This window comes from Paenibacillus sp. SORGH_AS_0306 (assembly GCF_030819345.1).
In the GTDB taxonomy this organism is placed as follows: Bacteria; Bacillota; Bacilli; order Paenibacillales; family Paenibacillaceae; genus Saccharibacillus; species Saccharibacillus kyungheensis.
In genome coordinates, this window is sequence record NZ_JAUTBP010000001.1 from 1612990 (window position 1) to 1624974 (window position 11985).

12 protein-coding genes and 2 riboswitches are annotated in these 11985 nt (G+C 39.3%); of the genes, 10 read left to right on the top strand and 2 right to left on the bottom strand.

Features of this window, described 5'->3' with window-relative positions; all coding sequences use genetic code 11:
- Nucleotides 1–39: 39 nt before the first annotated feature.
- Nucleotides 40–522 carry a P-loop NTPase family protein gene (locus tag QE450_RS07260; protein ID WP_273616023.1) on the top strand — a complete coding sequence of 161 codons (483 nt, stop codon included), beginning with the start codon at nt 40–42 and terminating at the stop codon, nt 520–522.
- 52 nt (nt 523–574) lie between these two features.
- Here the strand turns inward: QE450_RS07260 and fabF are convergent, their stop codons facing one another.
- Nucleotides 575–1810 (bottom strand): beta-ketoacyl-ACP synthase II, encoded by a 1236-nt coding sequence (gene fabF / locus QE450_RS07265; protein ID WP_307298122.1) that lies wholly within the window; start codon nt 1808–1810, stop codon nt 575–577.
- Nucleotides 1811–2177: 367 nt separating this feature from the next.
- On the opposite strand from fabF, the gene QE450_RS07270 reads away from it, so the two are divergent.
- The 4 genes from QE450_RS07270 (at nt 2178) to QE450_RS07285 (ending at nt 4673) form a co-directional block, all read left to right on the top strand.
- On the top strand, nt 2178–3038 hold the full coding sequence (locus tag QE450_RS07270) for a helix-turn-helix transcriptional regulator (RefSeq protein WP_273616025.1): 861 nt from the start codon (nt 2178–2180) through the stop codon (nt 3036–3038).
- A 92-nt stretch (nt 3039–3130) separates the two neighbouring features.
- Nucleotides 3131–3394, top strand: coding sequence for a hypothetical protein (locus tag QE450_RS07275; RefSeq protein ID WP_307298124.1), 264 nt, complete (start codon nt 3131–3133; stop codon nt 3392–3394).
- 71 nt (nt 3395–3465) lie between these two features.
- Entirely contained in the window at nt 3466–3723 is a 258-nt protein-coding gene (locus tag QE450_RS07280; protein WP_307298126.1) for a hypothetical protein, read from the top strand.
- 38 nt (nt 3724–3761) lie between these two features.
- Nucleotides 3762–4673: a YwqG family protein gene (locus QE450_RS07285; RefSeq protein ID WP_307298127.1), complete on the top strand. Its 912-nt coding sequence runs from the start codon at nt 3762–3764 to the stop codon at nt 4671–4673.
- 180 nt (nt 4674–4853) lie between these two features.
- On the opposite strand, the gene QE450_RS07290 is transcribed toward QE450_RS07285, so the two are convergent.
- Entirely contained in the window at nt 4854–5450 is a 597-nt protein-coding gene (locus QE450_RS07290) for a histidine phosphatase family protein (RefSeq protein ID WP_273616029.1), read from the bottom strand.
- Between the two features lie 232 nt (nt 5451–5682).
- Here QE450_RS07290 and QE450_RS07295 point away from each other — a divergent pair, with 232 nt between their 5' ends.
- From QE450_RS07295 to kdpA, 5 genes are all read left to right on the top strand, one after another.
- Nucleotides 5683–5886, top strand: coding sequence for a DUF4177 domain-containing protein (locus QE450_RS07295; RefSeq protein WP_273616030.1), 204 nt, complete (start codon nt 5683–5685; stop codon nt 5884–5886).
- A gap of 208 nt (nt 5887–6094) precedes the next feature.
- Nucleotides 6095–7645: an SMI1/KNR4 family protein gene (locus tag QE450_RS07300; protein ID WP_307298130.1), complete on the top strand. Its 1551-nt coding sequence runs from the start codon at nt 6095–6097 to the stop codon at nt 7643–7645.
- Between the two features lie 181 nt (nt 7646–7826).
- Nucleotides 7827–9188 (top strand): carboxypeptidase regulatory-like domain-containing protein, encoded by a 1362-nt coding sequence (locus QE450_RS07305; protein ID WP_307298132.1) that lies wholly within the window; start codon nt 7827–7829, stop codon nt 9186–9188.
- A 303-nt stretch (nt 9189–9491) separates the two neighbouring features.
- A riboswitch (cyclic di-AMP (ydaO/yuaA leader) is annotated at nt 9492–9696 on the top strand.
- 62 nt (nt 9697–9758) lie between these two features.
- Nucleotides 9759–9940, top strand: a riboswitch (cyclic di-AMP (ydaO/yuaA leader).
- Nucleotides 9941–10188: 248 nt separating this feature from the next.
- Nucleotides 10189–10269 (top strand): K(+)-transporting ATPase subunit F, encoded by an 81-nt coding sequence (kdpF, locus tag QE450_RS23560; RefSeq protein WP_083243537.1) that lies wholly within the window; start codon nt 10189–10191, stop codon nt 10267–10269.
- A 19-nt stretch (nt 10270–10288) separates the two neighbouring features.
- A complete protein-coding gene (gene kdpA, locus QE450_RS07310) occupies nt 10289–11959 on the top strand; it encodes a potassium-transporting ATPase subunit KdpA (RefSeq protein ID WP_273616033.1) in 1671 nt (556 codons plus the stop codon).
- Nucleotides 11960–11985: the final 26 nt, after the last annotated feature.

The following is an 11985-nucleotide window of genomic DNA, read 5'->3' on the forward strand; positions in this document are numbered from 1 at the left end:
CGAAATGGGCGGCTATCGAGCGAATAGGAGTGAAAGTAGATGACACCAAGGAAGATACATATTATTGGCGCCCATGCAAGCGGAAAAACCCATCTGGCACGTCGATTGTCTCGCAGATTGGGTATTCCTCATTATGCACTGGAAAATCTAGTGTGGAACGGTACGGGAGAAAAGAAACGTAGAAATATACCTGCCCTGCGAGAGCAATTGTTGTTAGATATCGTCTCGCAAGACTCGTGGATTGTTGAGGGGCAGGATTATGAATGGTTAACGTTTAGCTTTGCTATGGCAGAGCAGATTATTTTTTTGACCCCGTCTCCATTAGTGCGAGATGGGCGAATGATTTTGCGTTTTATGCGTCAGAAAATAGGAACCGAAGTCGATCACGATCGCTTTTCATTTGGCACATTAATGAATATGATCGAATGGAATCACCATTTTGAACGACATACGAAAAAAAATATTATCGAAGCGTTAGAGCCTTATAAGCACAAATTGATTATTACCAAATATGTTCAATAAATGTAGCTATTAAATGTAGACATCATTTTGTGCTTCTTTAATAGACGTATGATTATTCATACTTTTTCAACACGATAACTGCATTATGACCGCCAAAGCCGAACGAGTTGGATAATCCAATCTGAAGATCGGCTTTTCGTGCGACATCTGGTACATAATCCAGATCACAGTCGTCATCAGGTTGTTGCAAATTGATAGTAGGCGGAATGATGCCTTCACGTAACATTTGAACCAGTGCGATTGCTTCTGCACCACCAGCCGCGCCAAGCATATGCCCTAACATCGATTTATTAGCAGTAACAGGAATCTGATAAGCCTGTTCGCCGAACAATTGTTTAATCGCATAAGTCTCTGAACGATCTCCTACGCCTGTACTCGTGGCATGTGCACTGATAACATCGACTTGTTCAGGAGTAATGTTTGCATTTCGCAAAGCTGATTTCATCGCTTGATGAGCACCACGACCTTCTGGATGTGTTGCGACCATATGATAAGCATCTGAACTTGCTCCGTAACCAATCACCTCAGCATAAATAGTCGCTTGTCTCGCTAAAGCATGAGATAGCGATTCCAGTATGACAATCCCTGCTCCTTCTGCCATCACAAATCCATCCCGTGATTGATCGAAAGGACGACTTGCGGCGGTTGGATCGTCATTGCGTGTAGACAATGCTGTCGCGTTCCCGAAGCTAGCTAACGCTACCTCATTGATCGCGGCTTCTGCTCCTCCTGCAATAATCACATCTGCATCTCCATAAGCTATCATCCGCATCGCTTCACCAATGGCTGTATTGCCAATCGAACAGGCAGTGACAGGGGAGAGTGTGGGACCCCATGTACCTAGACGGATACTGATCATCGCTGCTGCGCTATTCGCAATCATCATCGGTACAAGTGTAGGGCTTACTCGTTCAGGGCCACGTTCTATTAAGATATGATCTTGATCAAGCAGTGATTGTATACCTCCTGTACCCGAACCAACATAGACGCCTATGCGTTCACGATCACTTTCTTCCAGATTCAATCCTGAATGAGAGATTGCTTGTTCAGCCGCTGCGATAGCAAATTGAACAAAACGATCCATTCGTCTAGCTTCTTTACGTCCAAATAAAGCATCACCATCAAAATCACGCACAACCCCGGCAATTTTGGCCTTGTGTCGTGATGTATCAAAAGCACCAATCGCACTAATTCCCGATTGTCCGTTAACTAAATTTCCCCAAAATGTATCTACATCATTTCCCAAGGGAGAAACAATCCCCATCCCTGTAATCACAACTCGTTCCATTAATTTTTATCCTCCTAAGCGTTTGGCACTATAAACGCGACCTAGTATAATCAAAAATGATTTTTGTGAAGCAAAATATCTAAGCGTTTGGCACTATAAACGCGTCTCAGTACAATCAAAAGTGATTTTTGCAAAGCAAAATATCTTACCATCCATCTATTAGTATTTGATGCGCTAAATGTTGTCTCAGTATATCCTTATTCTGTCATGCAAAATATCCTATTACAAGTTACCGTTTATCCTAGTATAATAAGTAACAGGTTATCGCATATTTTTTAAAATAATTATTTAAATAGAAAATAACAGAATACCAATATGCACAAAAAAGCGAGTATTAAAATTAGCTTCGCTCTAAGGAGGTTATCAAGTGAATCAACAACATCGTTTACAAGCATTATCTTCTTTTCTCAAAGCACAACGTGCAAAGATTCTACCTCAACAAGTAGGATTGATCGTAGGGATTCGGCGACGTACGCCAGGATTGCGAAGAGAAGAAGTGGCTCAATTAGCAGGAGTAAGTACAACATGGTACACATGGTTAGAGCAGGGTAGAGATATTCAAGTCTCGGCTTCTGTACTCGAAAATATAGCGTCAGCTTTATTGTTAACAGCCGATGAACGTAAATATTTATTTTCTTTAGCATTGGATAAAAGTCCGACAGTACTACCTTTATCTGAAGAACTGCCAGCGATTACGCCGGCTTTGTACAAAATTCTACAACAACTTCAATACTGTCCTACTATTATTTCAGATCGTCATTGCCATATTGTCGGCTGGAACGATGCGGCTAAGCATGTATTTCTTGATTTTGAAAGTATTCCAGAACCCGGGCGCAATATGATTGGTTTATTGTTTTCGCGGAAAGAGTTTCGCCGTTTGGCGGTCAATTGGGATGATTTTGTAGGTGGATTTTTGGCGATTTTTCGTGCGTATTATGGACAATATGTAGATGATGAGTGGTATGAGCAGTTTATCGCGGAGATGAGTGAGTTATATCCTGACTTTTACCATTTGTGGGAACAGAGCAAAGTCAGTTCTGCACCGGAAGTAGTGATTGAATTTAGACATGCCAAAGCAGGCAAAATGCTATTCGATCTTACTTCATTGCAAGTACAAGGCAACACCGATTTGCGCTGTAGTATTTATACTCCGTTAGAAGATTCGGCGACAGAAGTGAAGCTAAGAACATTGATGGAACGCAGTAAAGAAATTTTATCGGAACCGTAAACAACTTTTGTAATTTTCTGATCGCTATACTATAATTTCCATATATTCTATAAATGGTTGGCTAGATCGCAAGAGATGAAAGAGGTGCTATATTGCTAGAATATTTACCGTTAATTTGCTCTTCCTTAATCGTTATATTGTTGATTTTTCGTTCATTGTATCATCGTTTTCAGAAGTATAATCGTGAAAATACAGGCTTATCGCTAATGAGTATTATTGTACTGATCCCTTTTCTGACTATCGATAGACTTGCACCGTGGGAAAAAGATACGGCTTATATTTTAATTATTATCAGTGCATGCTTGTTTGTACGCTTTTTGAATTATTGGGTGGTACAACGCAAATGGAGTAAATAAAAGAAATTTTGCATAACATGATTATATAATTTGGGATGCATTCTAAATATAGGATGGGGAGGGTCAGTACTATGAATTCATCGCAATCGCCAGAACATGAACGTGATGTGGCATATGCTTCTTTACAAAAAAGACTGTCTGAATGTAGTGAACAAGATGCGTTACAATTGATGCATAGTTTTGATCGTCAGATTACTTTTTGGAATCAGGAAAAGTCAAAAAAAGAAGAGTTTCGTTCTTTTTGGAAAACGCCTTATCCTTATGTGGGCATTGGCGTAGGTATTGTAGTACCAGTGACAGGATTTGCATTACTTATGTTACTGCCTTAATGATGGATACGATTGCCATATAGAAAGGAAGAGTACTGATGAGTTCTATGCCAAAAGCATTTCAAGGTGATTATATTCAATCGTTGCTAGCTGATAAGCAGATGTCTGCATTAGAGCCTTATTTACAAGCATATCATCATCCTGTCATTCACTTGGAACGCGGACAACAGGGTAGTCAGCAATTGGGCGTTTCGCGAATAGGTGGTTACCCTGATCTACCTGAACATATCAAGTGGCCGCTTACGCAAAATGGTGAATATATGACTTCAGTAGCTCAATTAAATCTAACTCAAATAGCAAACGAAGTTGGTGCCGATCGATTGCCTGATTTTTTTCCGCGTCAGGGATTACTTTGCTTTTTTGTTGGTTTAGATGAACCTGCTTATCAAATTGAGCATCAGATCCTCTATATTCCTGAACAAGAGATGACATCTATAGCTTACCGGGAACCAGAAGAGACTACTATTTTGGAAGAGGATGCTGAACAGCCATTTGTACCATATGAAGTACATGCTCAAGGTAATATTGAATTTCCTCCTTACAGCTATGTAGACTATGATCAGTTAGTGAATCATGATATAACGGATGAGCAATATCTGGAATGGAAAGAACAATTCAACGCTGACCCTGATGAAATGATTGGCAAAATGTTCGGTTATCCAGTATCCCAGCATGGAGACGATTATATTGAAGCCGCTACAGCGATTCTTACCGGTAAGCATACATATGATACAGATAAACGGCGTAACTGGTTAATCGAGCAGTGTGCAGGCAATGAGCAACAAGCAGATCAGGAGATTGAAGAGATGCTGATGCTGTTGGAAATAGAGAGTGATGATGATATCGGGTATATGTGGTGGGATGCAGGAGTTATTCATTTTTTTATCCGCAAAGAAGATCTGATGCAGTTAAACTTTGACCGAACGTATTGTTCCCTCTATTCAAGTTAAAATAAAACATTCGCTATACAGTCTAATTGAGCATAGATATAGATTGCTGAACGATAAATGAATAATAGAAAATGTATTACATGTCCAATAGACCTAACTCAAAACCTGACTCAAATAGACTATGCGGTTCCTTATCATCTTACAGGAACAGCATAGTCTATATTTGTGTGGTGCCAGTTATTAATCTAATTGATTATGCGTTTGTTTATTTTTGATCGGATAAGGAGACTGTACAGTGATCGCTTGAAAGACATGTAGTTTTCCATTTTCTACCTGTCGCATACGTGGGCCTTTGAATCCACGTTTGACCAATTGCTTACGCATGTACAACATTAATGCCCAGTGACTCACTACCAGAATATGCTCTTCTTCCGAAGACAAAATAACATCTAATGCTCGATTAATGCGTGCTTCTACTTCCCGAATCATGCGGCGATATCTTCGACTAAGCAATGGAGCCATTTTGAAAAGAACGCCCCAGCCGATAAAAGGAATACGTATATTCGTATTAAAACTTGGAGGTGTAAGTTCACGTAACTCGGGCATCACTGTAATCTCGCCATCATAAATTGAACGTGCTGTTTTGATCGCACGCGGTAGATCGCTTGCAAAACATTTCTCCCAATTGAATCCACGTAGATCTGTTGTACCATCGTGGATATCAGCGATATCATACTCTTCTAGCCAGGCGATCAGTTCACTCACTGTAACAAATTGGCGAAGAGGAAACTCTTTATTTACTTTAAAATGGCGGACAAGTCCGATTGTCTTCGTCATGAGTCTTGTATAATTCCTCCACAATAGTATGGTCGTGCTGTTCCTGTACAAAAAATAAGTAGATAATTCAAGTTTAACATAGTCGTGCAATGAAGGGACACTATTCGCTATTTATTTTAAAATAAAAGTATACTACTGTAAGGCAACGTTTTGAAACCTGACACGTAATCGTGTATATTTAGTCGTAAGCTTATAATCTAAGATGAATTTGGTAAAAGAAAGGAAGAATATAATGAGTCAATGGGAATATCGTACAGTCAAATTACACGCTGGAGGCTTTCTAGGTGGCAAAGTAGATGATGTAGAACTACAAGAGCAATTAAACGCCTATGGATTTGATGGATGGGAGCTTGTATCGACATTTGATACCAGTCTTGCACAGGGCGGTTCACGAGAAATTATTTTAATTTTTAAACGAAGCGCTTTGCTCGATTAATGTTGTTAGAGCTATATCTAAAGTACATACTGGTCTAGCCCTTTTTGATAAATGATGATCTTTACCTTTAATATCGGTTCATACTTGTTATATTTTAGGTGATATTATCTTTGCGAAATTAGGTATACGGAATAAGGAACGGTATACTTTAACATAGAACGATGATCATGAGCACAAAGAAAGCCTCATGGAACAGGAGGAAACAACAATGATCGGAACATGGTTAGAAGAAATCAAATCCATATTACGACCAGAATTGAACAGTCTTGAAGAATCATTAAAAGCTTCGGCTGGAGATGAAGAAATAGAGCAGGCTGAACATACTATAGGTGTCTCTTTCCCGGATGATCTTAAAGAACTGTATCATATACACAATGGGGAGTCTCGTAGTGGTCCGGGATTCTTTTTTGGTTTGCAATTTTTGAGTCTGGAAGAAATGATTAGCGAGTGGAAAATATGGTCTGAGCTAGAGCCTGAGTATCAGACGATGGGAGATCATTATTCGATTCCATCCGGTTGGATCAAAGAGCAGTATATCAACCGCAACTGGATTCCGTTTTGCCATGATGGCGGAGGGAATCATCTAGGGATCGATTTGGCTCCAGCAGAACATGGAGTAGTCGGACAGGTGATTAACTTTGGACGTGATGAAGAAATGAAGTATGTGATTGCCCGTAGTCTGGGTGAATTTATTCATTTTATGCGTGATACGGTGCGTCATGGAAATTACACTGTCGAAGAAGATGATGGATTCAAGTATTGGATGTATGGTCGCAACGAACAATCACGTATGCTCAAAGATGCACAGGCATATGCGTTAGCCGATCTACCCAAAACCAATACACCTTCTGATGAGCCTGAGATTCCGTTACAAGAATGGTTCCAACAATTAGATCAAGACTGGCAAGAGCGTATTATCAACAAATCAAATACGGTCGAAGAGTTTATCCATGCTCATCAAATCTTTTTGATTCGCGAACAGCTTACAGATATTACACCACTTGAACGTTGCCATGAGGTACGTGAATTAATTTTAAGTGTAAATGAAATTCAAGATATTCGATCGCTTGCAAATTGTCGAGAACTCAAAAAATTATATCTTGTTCGCAATCCGATTCGTGATCTTACGCCATTACGTGGATTGCCTTATTTGCAAATTGTTAATTTAGAAGGGACGTTGATTGAAGATTTAGATCCTTTAGCAACGTTACCGCATCTATGTAATCTGGATTGTACCGATACACGTATTCAAGATTATGCGCCTTTGGCGAAGATGCAACAGCTAACGACTCTGGCTCTTTCTTCACCTTCCCGAGAAGCTGTAGAAGCTTTATCTTCTATTTCAGGACTACGGGAATTGAAAGTGTGTTCACCTGGTGCATGGACAGCAGAAGATTGGCAACAGATCAGTCAGTCTTTGTCTTTGCGCAAACTGCATATTGAAGATGCTTATTTTGCCGATATGAGTTGTCTACAAGCATGTGAACAGTTAGAAATGTTAACGATTCATGATACTCGTATTTCCGATATTTCAGCAATTGCCGATCTACCTAATCTGAAGCAATTGGAATTGAATAGTGGCTGTCAAATTAGCAATATTGAAACGATCTCCAAATCGGTATCTTTGGAGCAATTTAGCGGTTCATTTGCTCAATTTCAATTACTCAAAAACTCGTTCGCTCAATATGTGAAATTCCACAAAATTGTAGGCGAAATGACAGATGAAGAAGAAGAAATCTGGCACAGTCATATACGTTAATACGATACTTTACTTATATCTAATCAGTCCCAAAGACTCTGTATAGCTCAAAAGCGACAGAGTCTTTTTTTGTTTTTTTATTATTTTTTACCTAAAATGATAAAAATGTAGTTGACTATCAATTTTCTAATTAGGTATAATTTACTAATAAATAACATATATTTGAAAAAGGAGTGGTATTTTGAAAACAAAAGTAATAGGTATTACGGCGTTGCTTGTGACATTAGGCATAAGTTGGGGTGGTATCCATACTCAGGCGCAGACTTTAACAGTACATAAAGAATTGGGTAACCCTACCCCTTTGGTTCAGTCTGTTGCACCAAACAAGGAATTGACCAACTCTAAAGATTATTTTGCTACAAAGAAAAAGGAATTGCCTCAGTCTATTACTTTGCCATCTTCTACTATTCAGCAGAGTACAATAGCAGCAGATACGTATGGAACAAACACAACACCTGATCAAGCATTATTGATTCAGACAGGACAAGCGTATCAAGGTTATATCGCTACAGAAGGGGAAAGTCGTTGGTTTTATACACAAGTGACGAGTCCTGCCAAATTAACCTCTTTTTTAAGTGTAGTCAATTCAGCGGCTATTGATTATGATCTTTCACTGTATTACTTAAATGAAGATACATCCCAGATTCAACAAGTAGCTTTTTCTACCAAAGGGCCAACTCAATATGAACAGCTTAGTCATATTGCCAAAGCAGGCTATTATTTTATTAGAGTGAGTTCTTATCAAGGAGCAGATACAACTAATCCATTTACAGTATTTGCTGTAACATCGGATACGTATGATGCTAATGAACCTGATGATAATCCGTGGTTAGCCAAAGATCGCGGAGCTGCTCCTTTTGTCAGTACACAGAATATTGATAACAGCTTTGATGAAGATTGGACAAAAGTCACTTTGACAGCTCAGTCTAAAATGAATTTGCGTTTAGACAACACATCGACGTATGGAACATATCAGTTACAGCTATTTAATGCTAATCTAGTGAGTCAAGGAACACTTGCTCAGAATACCAATGGTCAAGTTACATTACCTGCGGGCACTTATTATATTCAAGTATTAGCACCTTCCACATTCGATCTCACTAAACCATACAAATTATCTGTTAATTATCAGACAGCAGATGTCTCAAGAGTGACTGTTAGTGATATCACTACAGATGGTGGTGTCTATGGATTTATTGATTATGGACAAGGTAAAAAGTGGCGTGTGAAAAGCAATATAGTGATTACTGGTCGTGCATTTGATGCAACAGGTACTCCTGTAGGCAATGCTATAGTAACTACCAATATCACGACTATTTTAAATGGCAAAGTGATTTCTGGAACAGCTACTACGGATGGGTATGGTAATTTTACAATGCCTGTCTATATTAATAACCCGGGTGTAGGACAATATACATTCCAATCTTCTCGGTACAGACATTACTATGATGTAGTCAGAATCCAATTTTTCAACAATGGAAAACAACTCAATTCAGACATCAGCACGTTGTACCATTTTGCTTATGAAATTTATACAGGTTGACATAACAAGGCAAAATGATAGGATGTTGCGTAACAAATGACATAATCGTTTTCAGAATTTACTGCAAAACAATGATTAATATCATGTAACTAAAATAAAAAAGTAGATAAACGATGAAAAAGAGAGAAAATAGGAGCCTGAGATAGATAACTTTTCAATAGTTATCTGAAAATGAAAGCTGTGATGATTCACAGCTTTTTTTGCGTCTTTTCTCAGCTTTACAGTTGACAAGGACAGGCGTATTATTCATTGCAGGCAGTTGATGAATACGATTCAGCAACTGATATAAATGAAGTTTCCAATGTTTGTTGATCGCTGAGTTTTCGGTATTAACCGAAAAACGGGGGAACCAAATTGCGATTTCACAAAACGGTGTGAGAGCCGGAATGTGAATCGTTGGGGTGAATCTGCATACTGACTTAACCATGGTATAGTCAGACAATGCAGTAGGGCGACTCTCACCGCCCGAATCCGACAGCTAACCTCGTAAGCGTGGATTAGGAGAGAAGTGTGAAGCTTGTGCCGATCTGACACAGTGTAATACGACTCTGTGTTTTTTGATATGTTAACAATGTCACAACGCTTAATTTTCATATGCATATGAAAAGCGGGGGAACCAACCGTTGATGAAGATAACTGATACGAAGAGTCAGTTACTACACAACATGGGGTGAATTCCGGTATCTACCGGAACGGGCGATCTTCCAGCCCGAATCCGACAGCTAACTCCGTAAGCGTATAGGGGAGAACTCCTAACCAGCAACTCGGCAGGTACACGATAAGTGTGCGTGTTTGTAGAGGCCTGGGGAAAAGTTCTGCTTTTCTCCAGGCTTCTTTTTTTATGCCTTTTTTAGCAAATGATTACTTACAAAATGAATGCAGGGAGTCTTACACACATGATGGATATACTGATGATTGGTTTAATGGTGATCATGACTTTAGGGTTGAGCGGGTTGCTGCAATGGGCATCTGTAGCTATCGGAGAAAGAAGGAATGAGCGATGACTTGGCTGCTGTGGATTATTATTGGTGGATTAACAATCTATCTATGTTATGCATTGATTTATCCAGAAAAATTCTAATGGGTCAGGGGAGAACATCGTGAGTATCTTTTCATATATCGGAATTGCAGTCACTATTATCATCGCTATACTTATTGCTCGGCCAACCGGACATTATATTGCTTATGCTTTTGAAAATAAACCCAATCGCTTGGATCGTTGGTTTTATCCGATAGAGAAATGGATTTACAGGTTCGGCGGTATCAAAAATGAAAATCAAACATGGAAGCAGTATGCAGGAGCGGTTCTGATCAGTAATTCAGTGATCTTGCTGATTACGTACATGATCTTTCGTTTCCAACATATTTTACCAATGAATCCAGCAGGAATTACTAATATGAGTCCTGATCTGGCATTTAATACAGCGATTAGTTTTATTACAAATACCAATTTACAGCATTATAGCGGAGAAAGCGGATTGTCTTTATTCTCACAGATGACAGCGATCATCTTTATGATGTTTGTATCGCCGGCGACAGGGATTGCAGTCGCTATTGCATTTATTAGAGGAATCACAGGTAAGCCGCTCGGCAATTTCTTTACAGATCTCGTACGAGCAATCACACGAATCTTATTACCATTAGCATTTGTAATGGCAATTGTATTTGTAGGATTAGGTGTACCGCAGACATTGCATACTTTAATCACTGCGCAGACGTTACAAGGAACAGAGCAACAGATTGGTACCGGCCCTATAGGATCATTTCTAGCGATCAAAGAATTAGGTAACAATGGTGGCGGGTATTTTGGAGCCAACTCTGCTCATCCTTTTGAAAATCCGGGAGGATTCAGTAACATGTTACAGATGTTAATGATGTTACTTGTGCCGATGTCACTTCCATTTACGTATGGTAAAATGGTCGGCAACTCGAAACAAGGTAGAGTATTATTTGTATCAATGGTGATGATGTTTGTCGTCATGCTTAGTGTATCTCTTGTCAGTGAATCTCAAGGGAACCCATTGATTAATCAATTAGGTATTCAACATCAGTCTGGATCGATGGAAGGTAAAGAAGTACGGTTAGGTGAAGCACAATCTTCATTCTACTCTGTCGTCACAACCGCTTCAGAGACAGGTGCTGTCAATAACATGCATGACACGTTAACACCTATTGGCGGATTGATTTCACTTGGGAATATGATGCTTAATACGGTATTTGGCGGTTCTGGTGTAGGATTATTAAATATTCTAATGTATGCCATTATTGCTGTGTTCTTATCCGGTCTAATGGTTGGACGAACACCTGAATTTCTCGGTCGCAAAATTGAAGGTAAAGAAATGAAGCTGATTGCAGTCACATTGCTGATTCAACCTTTATTGGTATTAGCGCCAACAGCAATAGCTGTGATGACACAATCCGATACGATTTCTAATCCAGGTTATCATGGATTAACACAAGCGTTGTATGAATTTACTTCATCAGCTGCGAATAACGGATCAGGATTTGAAGGACTAGGCGATAATACACCGTTTTGGAATATTATGACCGGTGTCGTTATGTTTATCAGTCGTTATTTCTCAATGGTAACGTTGTTAGCTGTTGCAGGGTCATTAATGGCGAAAAAACCTGTTCCAGAAACAAGCGGAACATTGCGTACAGATCAAGCATTGTTCGGCGGTATGTTTATTATTTCTGTTATTTTAGTCGGTGCGCTTACGTTTTTCCCGGCAGTTGTACTTGGACCGATTGCAGAAATGCTAACGTTGTAAAAGAAATAGACACACTCATCTCATGA